At 38.5% G+C, this 15,064-nt stretch carries 15 protein-coding genes and 1 pseudogene; 2 read left to right on the top strand and 14 right to left on the bottom strand.

Annotation, left to right across the window (positions count from 1 at the left end; translation table 11 throughout):
- Positions 1-351: 351 nt before the first annotated feature.
- From MKY06_RS13750 to MKY06_RS13815, 14 genes and pseudogenes are all read right to left on the bottom strand, one after another.
- Positions 352-894: a T6SS immunity protein Tdi1 domain-containing protein gene (locus MKY06_RS13750; RefSeq protein ID WP_289914790.1), complete on the bottom strand. Its 543-nt coding sequence runs from the start codon at positions 892-894 to the stop codon at positions 352-354.
- 13 nt (positions 895-907) lie between these two features.
- Positions 908-1,130: pseudogene (locus tag MKY06_RS13755) on the bottom strand (polymorphic toxin type 15 domain-containing protein); the annotation flags it as partial.
- A 671-nt stretch (positions 1,131-1,801) separates the two neighbouring features.
- Positions 1,802-2,356: a T6SS immunity protein Tdi1 domain-containing protein gene (locus MKY06_RS13760; protein WP_289914794.1), complete on the bottom strand. Its 555-nt coding sequence runs from the start codon at positions 2,354-2,356 to the stop codon at positions 1,802-1,804.
- A 289-nt stretch (positions 2,357-2,645) separates the two neighbouring features.
- Positions 2,646-3,077 carry an SMI1/KNR4 family protein gene (locus MKY06_RS13765; RefSeq protein ID WP_170960147.1) on the bottom strand — a complete coding sequence of 144 codons (432 nt, stop codon included), beginning with the start codon at positions 3,075-3,077 and terminating at the stop codon, positions 2,646-2,648.
- A gap of 14 nt (positions 3,078-3,091) precedes the next feature.
- Positions 3,092-4,129, bottom strand: a complete 1,038-nt coding sequence (locus MKY06_RS13770) for an HNH endonuclease (protein WP_289914802.1) — start codon at positions 4,127-4,129, stop codon at positions 3,092-3,094.
- A 257-nt stretch (positions 4,130-4,386) separates the two neighbouring features.
- A complete protein-coding gene (locus MKY06_RS13775; protein ID WP_098277962.1) occupies positions 4,387-4,896 on the bottom strand; it encodes an ankyrin repeat domain-containing protein in 510 nt (169 codons plus the stop codon).
- A 21-nt stretch (positions 4,897-4,917) separates the two neighbouring features.
- Complete coding sequence (locus tag MKY06_RS13780; RefSeq protein WP_289914809.1) at positions 4,918-6,954, bottom strand: T7SS effector LXG polymorphic toxin; 2,037 nt, start codon at positions 6,952-6,954, stop codon at positions 4,918-4,920.
- Positions 6,955-6,972: 18 nt separating this feature from the next.
- On the bottom strand, positions 6,973-7,230 hold the full coding sequence (locus tag MKY06_RS13785) for a YwqI/YxiC family protein (RefSeq protein ID WP_045291795.1): 258 nt from the start codon (positions 7,228-7,230) through the stop codon (positions 6,973-6,975).
- Positions 7,227-7,658, bottom strand: a complete 432-nt coding sequence (locus MKY06_RS13790; RefSeq protein ID WP_107917984.1) for a YwqH-like family protein — start codon at positions 7,656-7,658, stop codon at positions 7,227-7,229. Before MKY06_RS13790 ends, MKY06_RS13785 begins: the two co-directional genes overlap by 4 nt.
- 336 nt (positions 7,659-7,994) lie before the next feature.
- Positions 7,995-9,389 carry an MATE family efflux transporter gene (locus MKY06_RS13795; RefSeq protein ID WP_078081897.1) on the bottom strand — a complete coding sequence of 465 codons (1,395 nt, stop codon included), beginning with the start codon at positions 9,387-9,389 and terminating at the stop codon, positions 7,995-7,997.
- 154 nt (positions 9,390-9,543) lie between these two features.
- Positions 9,544-10,176: an HlyD family secretion protein gene (locus MKY06_RS13800; RefSeq protein WP_013057385.1), complete on the bottom strand. Its 633-nt coding sequence runs from the start codon at positions 10,174-10,176 to the stop codon at positions 9,544-9,546.
- 29 nt (positions 10,177-10,205) lie between these two features.
- Positions 10,206-11,861, bottom strand: a complete 1,656-nt coding sequence (locus MKY06_RS13805) for an MFS transporter (protein WP_064471755.1) — start codon at positions 11,859-11,861, stop codon at positions 10,206-10,208.
- A 193-nt stretch (positions 11,862-12,054) separates the two neighbouring features.
- Entirely contained in the window at positions 12,055-12,492 is a 438-nt protein-coding gene (locus tag MKY06_RS13810; protein ID WP_013057387.1) for a MarR family winged helix-turn-helix transcriptional regulator, read from the bottom strand.
- Between the two features lie 117 nt (positions 12,493-12,609).
- Positions 12,610-13,371, bottom strand: coding sequence for an exodeoxyribonuclease III (locus tag MKY06_RS13815; protein WP_289914840.1), 762 nt, complete (start codon positions 13,369-13,371; stop codon positions 12,610-12,612).
- 169 nt (positions 13,372-13,540) lie between these two features.
- Between MKY06_RS13815 and MKY06_RS13820 the strand changes: the two genes are divergently transcribed.
- Both MKY06_RS13820 and MKY06_RS13825 read left to right on the top strand, forming a co-directional pair.
- Positions 13,541-13,699 carry a hypothetical protein gene (locus MKY06_RS13820; RefSeq protein ID WP_171843219.1) on the top strand — a complete coding sequence of 53 codons (159 nt, stop codon included), beginning with the start codon at positions 13,541-13,543 and terminating at the stop codon, positions 13,697-13,699.
- A gap of 86 nt (positions 13,700-13,785) precedes the next feature.
- Complete coding sequence (locus MKY06_RS13825; protein ID WP_289914843.1) at positions 13,786-15,045, top strand: erythromycin esterase family protein; 1,260 nt, start codon at positions 13,786-13,788, stop codon at positions 15,043-15,045.
- Positions 15,046-15,064 lie beyond the last annotated feature (19 nt).

The following is a 15,064-nucleotide window of genomic DNA, read 5'->3' on the forward strand; positions in this document are numbered from 1 at the left end:
CTAGATATCATATCAGCCTTCAATTCACTGAATAAATCTTCAAATTCTTTCATACTACTTTTACTTCTTTAACACTAATAAAATGCTGTAAGGCCATGCTTGCCATCAATAATGTATTTAACTATAAATCTCTGTGTGTGATATGACTCTCAGTATAAATGTTTTTAACGTCAAAACCTATTTTTTGAAATACTTCTTTCAAAATTCAACCTCATTTTTCTTTGACTTTCTCATATTTTTTCACATTCACATCAGGCATCTAAAAAATCAAAAAACGGCTCACAAAAAAACACTTGTTGCCTAAAAGGCAGTCAAGTGTTTATAGTTCATTTTGTAATATAGCTTTGAACATTACTGAACTGGTCCCATGAATTCAGTAATAATAAGAATATGTTCCTTCAATTTGACTTTTTTTAGATTCTCTATTTTTTCTGTTTCACCAAGCCCTAATAGAGGGGTGTATCCAAAACATTCGTCATAAGATATTTCGCCCCATATTTCTACTGCTTTTGGATATGGCTTCCACTTTAAATATTCGTCTCGAAATTTTTCCGAATCTAAACTTTTAAAAAAGTATAGAAAGTTTGGCATAAGTGTTTTAAGTAACCCGTACCTAAAATTAAGCAACCTTACATAACCATCAGCCCATATGACTAAATCCCCCATACTTGTTGCAAATAATACTAAAGAATCAGTGTATCTTTGGCTACTCTCTTGTAAGATATCAATGTACTCCTCTGGATTGACACTTTTAAAATAACCTGCCATAAATGTTCCAAACCCATAATCCTGCCATAAATCTATTATTTCTTTAGGGACCATATTTTTATACTTTTCAATCAGTTCACTGGGAACTTTATTATGCAACTTAAAATCTTTTAAATATTGTTCCATTCAAACTCCTCCTTTAATGTGTTAACTTTACATTCAAATAAGTATTTTTCGGTTGTTCTGGTGTCATATTTTTTGATATTTCCTCTATTTGTTTATCAACAATTTTGATTCTAGACCTCCATTGACTACCTATAGAGAAATTAACCCTCTTATCTCCCATTCATTCCTCCTATTATTTCAGGCCTTCCTCCCGCAACCTGATCTGGATTATGAAGTGCCGTTTGGGTTTTCAGCTATTTTTCCGCCTCTTCCTCTGCTTCATCAAATGATTTTCCTTTATCCATAAATTCGGTAATCACCACTTAATTTTTTATATCGTTTTTTTCTCTAGTAGTGTCGCACACTGTACAAAACCAACTATAATCTATAAATTTAACACTTAGCACACTTATAAAATTATACGCGTACCAGCATATTTCTGGGTTAAAACGTAAAAAAGCACTTGTTGCCATAATTGACAATCAAGTGCTTTAAGTTCATCTGTTTTTAAGTAGCGTAAATTTGTAAGTTTTGTAGTAACAGTATGACACCCTTTACATGTCATGACAACTACTACGTTAAAACTTACGAGTTTGTACGAGTTCGTTAGTTTCATACTCATTCCATGTGTTTATATTCACCGCCATGTAAAATGTCATTTCGCCTAAGCTCGTACTTCGTTTTCTATTCTATCATTGCACACAGTGCTCCATGATGGTACAACCCTCATGGAGTATCTATTTTCAAACACCCTATTATTTTTTCTATCCACTTCACATGTATTTTGTTTTTCATTTATTTATATATATGTTAATGTGTTCCATTATAGTATCTGCTTGAAAAATCTAAATAAACTAGGAAGTGTAAAGTATTAGAACTAACTCTATATATCTCCGTTCATATACTAGTAAAACACGCGCTTTTTCCATTATTGAACTGGTCCCATAAACTCCGTGATCAATAAGATATGCTCCTTCAGTTTCACCTTTTTTAAATTCTCTACTTCTTCTGCTTCGCCAAGCCCTAGCAGAGGTGTATAACCAAAACATTCTTCATACGCCGGCACATTATATTGCTTTATTGCCTTTGGATAAGGTAACCAATCTAAAGCCCTTTGTTTAAATGCTTCCTCCTCTAAAAACCTAATAAACAAGGAGAATTTTACGGCTAGCACTTTTGTTTCACTTTTCCGGTAGTTAACCATCACTATGTAGGACTCTTGGCTTTCATCTTTCTCAAAAAGGATAATATCACCCATGGATGTAGTGAAAATAGGAATTGTTCCTTTGTTTCTTAAATATGTGTCGCTTACTAAAGAGCTAAAGTCATCAGGATTTATTACTTTTAAATAGCCATTCATAAAAGTCCCATAGCCATAAATTCTCCATGCTTCAATCAATTCTTTTGGAAGGTATTCTTTATACTTATTTATTGTGAATCCTTCTACTTTACTGACTTTTTTAAAATCACTATAAATGCTCAATTAACAATCTCCCTTTGAAGTATACATAGTTTAAATACGAACTTTTCTGTCGTTTTATTGTTATACTGTTTTCTAATTCCTTCATTGGTTCATCAACACCATCAATTCTAAAGCTCTCAATTCTCAAACTATCCATTTTCATATTGTCTTGCGGAAACACCAGCTGATCCTATATAAATTAAATGTCAAAAACCTTGGGAGGCATTTAGCCAATCAAGGTTTTTGACATTTTTAACCTGATATTTTACTTTTTTAGCGGCAATATCAAACTTTTTATTAGTATTATAAATTATTGATCCTCATATAAACTATCAAGAAAATCTTTAAAGTTACTTGATAAAAAATACATATTCTCCATTCCATCATGTTCCTCATCATGAGCCCAATGATATATCTGTCCTAAATATTCTTTGTTTATTCCGATACATATTTGATTTCCACTTGGATCATCTGCTATTGGAATAAATCCTATTTCTAATATTTCATCAAAAATATCAAGCTTTTTTTCTAAATTATCATACATACTACCAATTCCATAAAAAATATTTAATATACTGTCACCTAACTCTTCAGATATCTTATAATTACCTGGATCAGGATATCCACCATTATATTCTATCAAAAAATCTCTATAATCTTTTGGAAATGTAATATTATGATTACGCTCAAAACTTTCTAAATCTTCCACCAATAAACTTTCATGTATCTTTTCGATTTTCACCAAAGTCCCACTCCTTATTTGCTATTTTTTCCATTGATTTTTGATTGTCCACCTATATGCTTAAATTCATCATGAATATCTTTTACTACAAGAAGCATTGTTTCCCCATCTTGGTGATGATGCCAAGTATATCCTATAGGTGGTCTCCTTATATCGAAAATAGGGGGATCCGTATCTTTACTTAGTTTAGCTTCTATATTTGCATTTTCAAAATCTTTCGGATTATTTTTAGGCGAATGAACTTCGATTTTTACTGGTTCAACATTAGGATGCATAAACGGTGTAAAATCCGGGTAACCATCTGGATACCTTACTGAAACTCCAGAATTGTTAGTATAAGTCCAAGTTCCGTCACTCTCAATATGAATTTCTCCACCCTTATCATACCACTTTTTAGGTATTGGCGAGTTCATCGGTTTTGTTTCCAAAATTTCTTTATTAAAATCTTCTAAGGTTAATCGGGTACCATTAACCTTACCATTAGTATCCCAATGAATCTCACGCTCACTCACACTCTCTACTTTTACAGGCTTATCAACCCTCCGAACCGTCTCTACCTTAACCGAATCACCCAACTTCTCCACATCACGCTTGGACATAAATCTTCCGCCAGCTCCGCGATAGCGATTATGAACTGGATCATATTTCACCTTCGTTACCATCTGCATCGTCTGCTGCTTCACATTCTGCAAGGTCTCCCTCACCGTCTGCTGGGCAAGTGCTGGACCTGCCGGCACAAGTTCTGGCATGAGTCTTGGCATACTGCTGTCTAGGATGTTGTTATACGTTTTATGTAGCGACTGGGTCCAAGAGGCCGGTGCGTTTTTGACGCTTTGGTAGGCTTGCTTTGTGACGTTGGCAACGGCGCTTGTGCGAAGCGTGTTGCGCATGTTGTTGAGCTTTTCGGTTCCTTTGGTCGCAAGGCTTTGTCCCATTTTCCCCGCTACCTTCGTAGAAAGCGCTCCAGCTCCAGCAATTCCTAATGCTTGCAGAAGACTTTCTTTACGCCGCTCTTCACTGATTTTATTGCCGAACATGTCGCGTCCGGTCATGTATTTTCCTAAGCCATGTGAGACAACAAAACCATAGAGGACTTTTTTGGTTTCAATAGATTGAGTTAATTTGTTTCACAATCTCACAATCATAAAAAACGCAAGCACCATCCGTATCTTTTCACACAGATACTTGAACTTTTATCATCCATGATTTTCAACAAAGCAAAAGATCTTGAAAGGAATATTCCCCATCAAGATCTTTTATCATTTCATCTTTTGCATTAATACTTATAACTGTAAAGCTAATTTCATGTTCATTCTTTTTCATTCATCTTTTGCTTTAAATATTCAGCAATCTCGGTCTGTCCAAACTCCCTAGCATATTCGTAAGCATTCATATTCTTAATATTTTCCCCAGTATATCTGACTGAAATATCTATTCCTTTTTCAACTAAAAATTCAGCTACTTCTTTATGCCCGCCATAAATTGCTCCAAATAGTGGATTTCTCTTAGCTAAACTCACATCTAATTCTGCGCCTTCCGCTATTAAATATTTCACTATTTCCAAATGTCCTTCTCCCGCGGCTACCCTCAGAGGAGCAGCATCAAATATATCACCTTTGGTATTAATATTAATTCCTTTATGTAGCAAATATTTCACTATTTCAAGTTTCCCTTTTTTAGCTGCAACATGTAACCACGTCCCAAACGGTGTTATTGAATGTAAAGATTGCGGATTGTCATCTATTAAATGTGTTACCTGATTAATATCACCGAGCTTGATAGCATTTCTTATGACTTTATTTAAATTTTTTTCATCCATAACGTTACCTCCCATATTCAACTATCTTGTACTAGCTATATCTCCTAAATCTTTAAGGGCTTCAACAATATCATCCAAGTCTCCGTCCATTTCTTCAACAGCCCTTAATCTATGAACAACAATTTCTAAGGCGTCAATACTATGTTGTCCTACCACAGCATTCGGTGCCCAGACAAGGTTTTCTTGCCCAATTATCGGATCAATTCCATATTTTCTTAATATTTCTTGCCCTTCTTGCACAAGCTCTTTCTGCTTTTGACCAAGACCTTTCTTGAATAAAATATGATGAGCATGTGGATTTATCATAGCCTCAGGTGGGCCACCTATTAATCCCGTGAGATATTTTCCAAAATCAATTTTTAAGAGTACTTCATTATATTCTTTTGTAATGCCTAGTTCAGACATTTTTCCACTAATTTCTGAAAGTTCCTCTACACTAAACCTATTATTTTGAATAGCATTTTTAAGCTGATTCATTTTGTCCTTATTGACCCTACCTGATGTAGTTATATCATTGAGATATTCGCTCACTGGCTTATCTTTAACAGAAACCTTACCAATCATCTGCATCGTCTGCTGCTTCACATTCTGCAAGGTCTCCCTCACCGTCTGCTGGGCAAGTGCTGGACCAGCCGGCACAAGTTCTGGCACGAGTCTTGGCATACTGCTGTCTAGGATGTTGTTATACGTTTTATGTAGCGACTGTGTCCAAGAGGCCGGTGCGTTTTTGACACTTTGGTAGGCTTGCTTTGTGACGTTGGCAACGGCGCTTGTGCGAAGCGTGTTGCGCATGTTGTTGAGCTTTTCGGTTCCTTTGGTCGCAAGGCTTTGTCCCATTTTCCCCGCTACCTTCGTAGAAAGCGCTCCAGCTCCAGCAATTCCTAATGCTTGCAGAAGACTTGCTTTACGCTGCTCTTCACTGATTTTATTCCCGAACATGTCGCGTCCGGTCATGTATTCGCCTAGTCCGTTTGCAGCCACAAGACCGTAGAGACCTTTTTCGGTTTGCTCCAGGACTTTGAAGGATTTGGCGGATTTGTAGGCGTCTAAGGCGTGATCGGCTGCGCTTAGGCCTTTAGCCGTTTTATAGATTGCTTTTCCGCCTTTTGCGGCTCTTCCTACCCAGCCGACAACCGGAATGAAGCCGGCTGCTGCCATGGCTCCCGCTGCGACGCGCTGTGAGGTAGAAAGTTTTTCACCCGTAACAGGGTCCACGCCTTCTGCTGCTCGTTTATAATCATAATATCCGCTGACCTCTCCTGTAAAGGTAGAAACCGCATCCCACGTTTTTTCATACCACGGCTTGTTTGCTTCTTCTTCTTGCTTTTTTTCCAGCTCGTATACTTCTTCTTGCTGCTTGTTGTAGTCAACATATGAAGTTGCATAGTCGTTTAGCTTTGTTTGAACTTTATACAGCTCGCTGTCGTGATAGGCTTTTTCGTCAAAGACAAGCTGATAGACACTTCCTCCTTGACTCGTAGCAAGCTCTAAGCCGCTTACTAGCATATCCACTACCGCATAGAAGTCGTCCATTTCGCTGTATTCTTTTGACCATTCAGCGTCAAGCTGGTTCACTGCTTCAATTGTATCGGTGCGTTTTTTCTCTGCTTCTTCTATTTTATCGTTAAACTCACTCGTTGAAAACGCTGAAATAGAGACGATATCGTCAATGCCGTTTAAAATACTCTGCAGATCGTCGTGCTGCTGAGCAACCATTTCTTTAGCATTGCTGTTGGCGTTTTTTAGCTCTGTTTCTAAAAATGATTCATCTACAATCGTGCTTCCTGATAGCTTTGCTTTTTCAGCTTTAACGTGAAGCGTTGAAAAATAGCTTTTTTGCATTTTAATTAAGTTTTCCCACTGTCCGGCCGTATCGGCGTGCTGCTTATAAAAAGATTTTATATTGTCAGCGCCTTTTCCTTCTAAGCTGCCTTCTAAGTCCGCTACGCCCTGCAGCGCTTTTTTCAGTTCACCCAGCTGGCTGAGTAACTCATCGTAGGCTTTTTCCCTATCTTTTGCTACATCAAACAGCGCTTTTGCATCGTATACCTTTCCCACAGTCATCCCCCTTTGCTGCTACGAATGGATAATAGATTCGTCTTGTTCTTTTAGTAAGTCTACATTAGATTTTGTATCTTTTACGTTTTTGTTTAGTGCTTTTATATAAGTAGAAATAAGCGTTTGAATTTCTTCTTCGCGCGCTGCCCATTTCTCTGTAGTATCAAGGCTGTTTTTTCCAAGGTCAGGCATTTTGCTAATGGATAAGTTTCCAATCGCTGTGCTGACTGCTTCAAGCTTTTTAATAACGTCAGCATGATCAAGCTTAATTGTCATGAAAACAGCCCCCTTCTAATTTCACTAATCTTGTTTTCTACTGCGTCATAGGCTTCTTCACCTTTAGCTAATAAAGAATCCGCTTCTCCAATAGCGGCGTTCAAGCCACTCAAAGCTCCTTTTTCAGCTTCTAGCATCCATATCTTTGTTTCAATTTCACGAATGTATCCATCGTAATCACCGTCTAAAATGCCTTTTATGTTGTCGTAGGCTTCCGTACGTTTTTCTTCAAAATCATCCGATAACGTACCCGTCCACTTTTCTCCTAGCTCAGGCTTTTTGATGTGTTCGATTTCAGTTAATGAAGTAGCTTGTTCATGCTCAATTTTACTTTTGGCCGTTTTTAGCTTAGAGATCTTTCCTTCTACATCTGAGACTCTTCCAGATACTTCACCCAGCAGTCCGTCTAATACGCTTCCTAACCCCATATCGTTCCTCCTGTTCCGCACAATTCGAGTTTAATCCAATAATTATAAGTATAAAATTTGTCTCATTATAGCTAAATAGGAAAAAACTCTCTTTTTTATGCTTCTAGTTTCATGAATTGAGATAAAAATGGAAAATCAGAGAAAAAAGACTCATGTCTAAATACGTTATCCAACCATATACCGTTATCTAAAATAAAGAATAAGTAGAATAAAACCATTCCTTTGTACCCATACCCGTTTTCTGCCATAAATTAAAGCTTTTTGCGTAAAAAGACCAATTTCACTTCGCTTTTTTACATAGCAAAAAACCTCTGCACATTCTGCAGAGGTTTTGTTTTATACTTGAACCGGCGTTGGTTCTTCAGCTGCTGGTTCATGCTGTACAAGTCCGTAGTTTTCCCACGCCCGGCTTTTCCAGCGGAAAAACATAATAACTGCGCGCGTCCATTCGTCGGCTGCAATGGCAAGCCAAATGCCAGCAAGCCCCATGTCTAAATGGAAAACGAAGAAATAACCGAGCGGCAAGCTCATCATGACCATCGACATGGCACCAATTAACACCGGATATTTGGCATCTCCCGCTGCCCGCAGCGAGTTAATCAGCACAATGTTCATCGTTCTTCCCGTTTCAAGCAGAATACTCAGAAGCAGCACCGTCGCCCCAAGCTCAATGATATGCGGATTGTCTGTAAACACGCTGATCAGCTGTGTTCTGAATGTCATCACAAGAACAACCATCATCATCGTTACGGCACTGGCCCATTTGACGCTTTTCCATACGCGATGGTACGCTTCATCTTTTTCGTTTCCGCCTACTAAACGGCCGACAATAATCGCTGTACCCATTCCAATCGCAATGGCAAACAAGTAAATGAACATCGAAATGTTCATCGCGTACTGTCTCGCAGCGAGTGATTCTGCTCCTAAGTAGGTTGCATAGTATAAAAAGACAATTTGACAGCCTTGATACATAACCTGTTCAAAAGCCGACGGAATACCGATTTTTAAAATTTTACCGATATATTCTTTTGAAAGCGTAATGTAGTACTGAAATTTCACTCTATATTCCATCACTTGATACAGCAGCCAAAAGAACACAATCAGCGCCACGAATCGGCTGAACGCAGATGAAATGGCAGCTCCTTGCACGCCCATTTCCGGAAAGCCGAACTTCCCGAAAATTAAAGCATAGTTTCCTGCAATATGAAAAATGTTCATTCCAAGTGAAACAAACATCGCCTGCTTCGTAAAGCCGTGTACGCGAATAATCGCTGCAAGCGAGTTAATAATCGCTTGAAGAAAAATAGCTCCTCCGACGATGGATAAATAGCTTTGTGCATACATCAGCACGTCACCTTGTAAGTTCATAGCTTCCATCATATGTCTTGAAAACAAAAGAAAACCCGCGCTAATGACTAGCCCGACTCCTAAATTTAACGTAACGGCCAAAGCAGAAATCTTTGACGCTTCCATATACCGTTTTGATCCTAAATACTGAGAGACAACAATTGCCGCCCCGTTGCCAATGACCTCTAACACCAAAATCGCAATGTGAAGGTATTGATTGGCTGCTCCGACTCCTGATACGGCATCGTCCGACAGCGCACTTAGCATAAAGGTATCAGCAATCCCCATTAACATAAAAAGAAACACTTCTAAAAAGATCGGCCACGTTAAGAAAAACAAATTCAGCTTTTCTTTTGGCCCTTTTTTTGTTTCGACCGCGGTCATCCCATCACCTTCTTTACCGATATCCAATTTCAAACAAGAAGTATCTTACCACACATTTCCTTTGTATACATCCCCTTTTTAGCACATTTTTTATTTTATTTGTTTAGGCATAAAAAAAGCCGCTCCCTTGAAGGAAGCAGCTTTTTTTCCGTTGTTAAATTGAAATTTTCACTTCCGCATTCATACCTGGAAGAACTTTATCTGATGCATCATCAATTGAAATTTTCACCGGTACTTTTTGCGTTACTTTTGTGTAGTTTCCTGTATTTTGAGCAGGAAGCATAGAAGACACTGAGTTTGTTGCGCGGCCGATTGCTTCAACATGACCTTTAAAGACTTTACCTGAATCTCCGTCCACTGTAATGTCGACGCTGTCTCCTTCTTCAATATCACCTAGGTCTGTTTCTTTAATGTTTGCATTGATATAGATTTTAGATAAATCAGCTGTTTGTGCTAATACATCGCCAGCTTTTACTAATTGATTTTGAGACGCGTTGTTTTTAATGATTGTTCCGTCGATCATAGACGTTACGTCTGTTGATTTGTCGCCTTCTTTTAAGCTTCCAACAGAGTCACCTTGAGAAACGCTGTCTCCTTCTTTTACATTCCATTCGCTTAACTGACCGTTAGCTGAAGCCATAACTTGTGAAAGCGGTGCTTCTACCTGCGCTTCATCGGTTTTAACGTAATTTGCTTTTTCGTAGAAATAATATCCACCAAAACCTACTAGTAATAAAATCACAATGATTCCAACAATGTTAGTAACCAATAAACGACTTTTACTCATCGGAATTCCTTCTTTCTATAGTTAGTATATTATACAGATGTTTCTTCTGTTTGAGGCGCCGGCAGCATTTTTCTTTCTTCTTGCGGCTCAGCTTTTTCTTGCACCTCTTCTTTTTGAACAAGAATTCTATTTTGACCGCTCCACGCTTTACTTAGTGAAGCAATGAGCATGATTACGCCTAAAATACCAAGCATGAAAAATAAGTTGTGATACGCATGTAAAATCGACGCTTTTTTAGCGCTTGCTACAACAGCTGTCACAGCCGATGTTTTTGCGTCCGCTTGACTCATTCCCATACCCATATAACGTTTAATCATTTCAGACAGCTGCAGCTTCACCTGAGGATCTACTGAGCTAATTTGTCCTCGGAAATCTTCATAATAAATCGCGTTTTGTCGAACAACAAACCATCCTATTACAGGTGCTATAATGGCTCCTAGTAAATTTCGAATGGAGTGCAGTGAAATCGAACGCATCGAAGCTTGATGTAAATCTCCGGCTAATGCCGCTCCTAGCGCACCAGATACCAGTGCCATACTAACACCCATACCAAAGAGCATAATGTGAACATATAAACTTACTAGTGATGTATCGGCTGATACGTTCACCCAGCTAAATCCTACAATGACAATGAGAAGTGATCCAATCGCTCCAAGGTAACCTGGACCAAACTTGTCATACAAGAATGTCGTGGCAAATGCTGAAATCAGTACCCCAACAAAAAAGTATAAATAAAAATAAGAAAGCGTGGTGTACGATGCATTTTGCACATTTTGCATGACGCCATTAATACCTGCGATTGCTAGAATATATGCCATATGACCGCCAATTGCCATAATTGTACCTGCAACTGGTTTTACGGCTAGCAGCGATTTTAATGGTACTAACGGATTTTCAGCCGCTAAATCAACTAAAACAAAAATGACAACTAACCCTGCTGCAGCCAATAAGAATGGCCACACTTGAATAGAAGCGAATCCTTCATATCTTAGTTCATACAGTGGATATACTAGTAAAATCATAATAAGACTAAGGATAAAGATACTTTTCTTATCTACTGGACGCTCTTCTTGCTGAGTTGGATCATGAGCAGGCAATACCTTATACCCAATAAACAGACAGACAAGAGAAGCTATTATTCCTAAAACAAAAACCCAGCGCCAATTATCCATGCTAAGAGATACAGCACCTAAAAAGGCTCCAATCGCCGTTGAACCGAACAGTCCGCCGATCGCTAACACTAAAAAGAAGTTTCGGATTTTATTCGGAAACGAGATCAGCGCAGCTGGAATAATGGTTAAAAACAGCATTCCTGAGCTTAAGCCTTGAATCAGACGACCAAGGGATAAAAACGCCACATTTTCAGAAAAAACGTTGATAATCGAACCTGCTAAAAAGACTAAAACGAACGTTAAGTATGCTTTACGCACGCCATATTTTTTCGTCAGCATCGGACCAATAGGTACTCCAAGTCCAAATGCCAAGTTAGAAATAATAGATGGCAATAGTAAGCTTTGTGTACTCGCATCAAATCGATTTTGAATCAATACTTGATTGACCGTGTAAGATAAATTCAAAAAATACTGAGGGCCAATTGAAAATAGCGTTAAAATCGCCATAATTAAGTATTTAGGTACGCTTAAACCTTGTTTGTCGGAGGCTACTGCTGGATTATTCTGACTCATATTTATTCCTCCTTTTATTAAATTCTTTTCATATGACTAACAATTCCTTACATATTTTATTGTACAAGTTGTATTATGCAAGTTATAGCAGCACTACATATTATACATCTTTTAAAGAAGAAATCAACTTCTTTGTTTCAACTTAAAAAGACTATTTTTCAATAGCCTTTTTGTTCATCTATATGTATTCGCTTTAACATCCATTACTGCGCCATTTTTTAAAATCGTGATTCAAGCGGGATAAGCTTTTTTCCAGTGCTAAAATCTCTTCTTCCGACCAATCTTCTAATACTTCAGCATAGGCTTGTTTACGCTTGCTTTGTACATGCTGCAAAATCTCTTTTCCTGAATCCGTCATTTCAATTAAACTAATCCGCCCGTTTTCCGGACTTGGAAAGCGGCGAACAAACTGTTTAGTCTCAAGCGCAGATACTTGCCGGCTAGCTGTAGATAAGCTCAGCTTTAAATTTTCAGCTAATGCATTAATCCCGAGCGGACTGCGCTGATCTAGCTCGCTTAACAGTAAATACTCAGAGCGGTCCAAGCTTCCAAGCTTAGGACTGTGCGTCGTTGTTAGACGAACAAGCAGCGCAATTTCGTGCTCAATGGTTTGCAGCGAGTCTCGCTTCACCTCTGTCTCCCCCTTTATCTCATAGAACATTCTGTACTTTTCGCTATGTTTACTATACCGCAACCGTTCGCGTGAACCAACCTTTTTTCCGTTTTTCTTCTATTATATAGAAAGATATCATAGATGGGGTACATTTAATTCTAGCATCACAGGACAGTGGTCGCTTCCCATTACATGCGGATGAATAGCAGCTCCTTGAATAACGTCTCTAATTCTCTCTGATACGATAAAATAATCAATGCGCCACCCGATATTTCGTTCTCGCACTTTGTTCATATACGACCACCACGTATAGGATCCTTCTTGATTCGGATACAAATAACGAAATGTATCAAGAAATCCGCTAGCAAGAAGCGTCGTCATTTTCCCTCGCTCTTCTATGGTAAAACCAGAATTGCCTCGGTTTGGCTTTGGATTGCGCAAGTCAATTTCTGCGTGGGCTACATTTAAGTCTCCGCACAAAATCACCGCTTTACGGCTATTTAATTTGTTTAAGTACACGAGCAGATCGTCTTCCCATTGAAGCCTTTCTTCAAGCCTTGCTAAATCTCTTTTAGAATTGGGCGTATACACATTTACTACATAGCATTGTTCAAACTCAAGCGTGATAATACGCCCTTCGTCTTCTGATTCTTTATCCACACCGTATGAAACGGATAAAGGCTTCTGCTTTGTAAAAACAGCCGTTCCGGAATAGCCTTTTTTCACGGCGTAATTCCAGTACTGCTCGTACCCTTCTAGCTGCAAATCAATTTGTCCTTCCTGCAGCTTCGTCTCTTGAATACAAAATACATCTGCATTCACTTCTTGAAAATAATCTAAAAATCCTTTTCGCACACACGCGCGAATGCCATTTACGTTCCACGAAATCAACTTCATAAACTCTTCACGTTCTCCTCACTCGATTTATGTATCAGTGTTTAGTGTAGACAATTTCTTGCATGAGTTCAAATAATTTAAAGGGTACACTTCTTTTTAAGGTATTCCTGATATTTCTTCTTATTTTATTTTCTGTACCTCAAACACTAGATATAAGAGGTGAACAATAATGTCAACAAACAATCGATATGACAACAACAAAGGACTTTCTGTTGTTTCTAAAAAAGAAGAACATCCTGCTAAACAATGTGAAACACAGAATCAAACGGTGCTTACTAAAGAAGATTTTTCTTTAAATGATTCTGCCATTAAGCATTTCAGCAGGTAATCCATAGAAATAAGAACCCTTTAACTGGTAGCAAGACTTGTTGTACGAAGCTCTTGCTATCCATTTCTTAAAAACAAGGTGATCATATGCTAAAAACCAATCAAATGATAGAAGCCATCAAAGAATATTCCATCCCTTTTGTTAATATCGATGACTTACTGCCGCTTATTAACACAGCAAGCCGCGCTCAATACGTACTTCTCGGTGAAGCATCTCACGGCACATCTGAATTTTACGAAATTCGAGCAGCTATTACGAAAGAATTAATTCAGCATCATGATTTTTCTTTTATAGCAGTGGAAGGAGACTGGCCTTCGTGTTTTGAAGTTAATCGCTATATTAAAGGATATACAACTCAGTACGCCGATGCCGAAGATGTCTTAAAATCTTTTAGCCGCTGGCCTTCATGGATGTGGGCCAATCAAGAAATAAAAGAATTGATTGAATGGCTTCGTGATTATAACAACAACTTGCCAGCACATCAGCCAAAAGTAGGTTTTTACGGTTTAGATGTATACAGCCTGTGGGAATCGATGGAAGCTATTATTGAGTACTTAGAAAACAACCACGCTTCTGATGCAAAGAAAGCGAAAAAAGCCTTTGAATGCTTTGAACCTTTTCATCGCGAAGCACAGATGTACGGAATTTCTTCTGCCTTTTACGGAAAAAACTGCATGGTAGAAATCTTAGAGCTTTTACAAACCATTCAGCAAAAGAAAGATACCTATACTCATGAGCCTGAAGCTGCGCTTAGTATGCAGGTAAATGCGCTGGTAGCAAGCAATGCTGAAGCTTATTATCATACGATGATTACCAACGACAATGAATCGTGGAATATTCGGGATCGTCATATGGTAGAAGCTTTAAAATATATTCAATCTTACTACAAAGATAGCGCTAAAGGAATTGTATGGGAGCATAACACTCATATCGGAGATGCAAGAGCAACGGACATGAAAAGCAGCGGCATGGTGAATGTAGGTCAGCTTACCCGTGAAGAATACGGAAAGAAGCATGTTTACGCCGTCGGATTCGGAACTTATCACGGCACGGTCATTGCTTCTGATAGCTGGGGTAATCCTCATCAGGAATTAACCGTTCCTCCAGCTATGGAAGGAAGCTGGGAAGATACCATCCACCGAGCAGGTGCTTTTGATCAATACCTCATGTTTACAGAGGAAAATCGAACATTTTTTCATTCAACGATAGGCCACCGCGCCATTGGTGTTGTATATGACCCAGAGATTGAACAATACGGAAATTATGTTCCTTCTCGCTTGTCAAAACGATATGATGCTTTTATTTACGTAGAAAAAACACACGCCTTATCGCCACTCATCTTTTAATTAAATAAGCGGACTTCCA

This window comes from Priestia sp. FSL P4-0332, assembly GCF_038005845.1.
In the GTDB taxonomy this organism is placed as follows: domain Bacteria; phylum Bacillota; class Bacilli; order Bacillales; family Bacillaceae_H; genus Priestia.

Excerpts from the sequence above, each read along its gene's own strand:
- MKY06_RS13825 (WP_289914843.1), top strand. The coding sequence starts at position 13,786 with ATGCTAAAAACCAATCAAATGATAGAAGCCATCAAAGAATATTCCATC.
- MKY06_RS13750 (WP_289914790.1), bottom strand. The coding sequence starts at position 894 with ATGGAACAATATTTAAAAGATTTTAAGTTGCATAATAAAGTTCCCAGT.
- MKY06_RS13815 (WP_289914840.1), bottom strand. The coding sequence starts at position 13,371 with ATGAAGTTGATTTCGTGGAACGTAAATGGCATTCGCGCGTGTGTGCGA.
- MKY06_RS13795 (WP_078081897.1), bottom strand. The coding sequence starts at position 9,389 with ATGACCGCGGTCGAAACAAAAAAAGGGCCAAAAGAAAAGCTGAATTTG.
- MKY06_RS13775 (WP_098277962.1), bottom strand. The coding sequence starts at position 4,896 with ATGGATGAAAAAAATTTAAATAAAGTCATAAGAAATGCTATCAAGCTC.
- MKY06_RS13785 (WP_045291795.1), bottom strand. The coding sequence starts at position 7,230 with ATGACAATTAAGCTTGATCATGCTGACGTTATTAAAAAGCTTGAAGCA.
- MKY06_RS13820 (WP_171843219.1), top strand. The coding sequence starts at position 13,541 with ATGTCAACAAACAATCGATATGACAACAACAAAGGACTTTCTGTTGTT.
- MKY06_RS13770 (WP_289914802.1), bottom strand. The coding sequence starts at position 4,129 with ATGACCGGACGCGACATGTTCGGCAATAAAATCAGTGAAGAGCGGCGT.
- MKY06_RS13790 (WP_107917984.1), bottom strand. The coding sequence starts at position 7,658 with ATGGGGTTAGGAAGCGTATTAGACGGACTGCTGGGTGAAGTATCTGGA.
- MKY06_RS13800 (WP_013057385.1), bottom strand. The coding sequence starts at position 10,176 with ATGAGTAAAAGTCGTTTATTGGTTACTAACATTGTTGGAATCATTGTG.
- MKY06_RS13805 (WP_064471755.1), bottom strand. The coding sequence starts at position 11,861 with ATGAGTCAGAATAATCCAGCAGTAGCCTCCGACAAACAAGGTTTAAGC.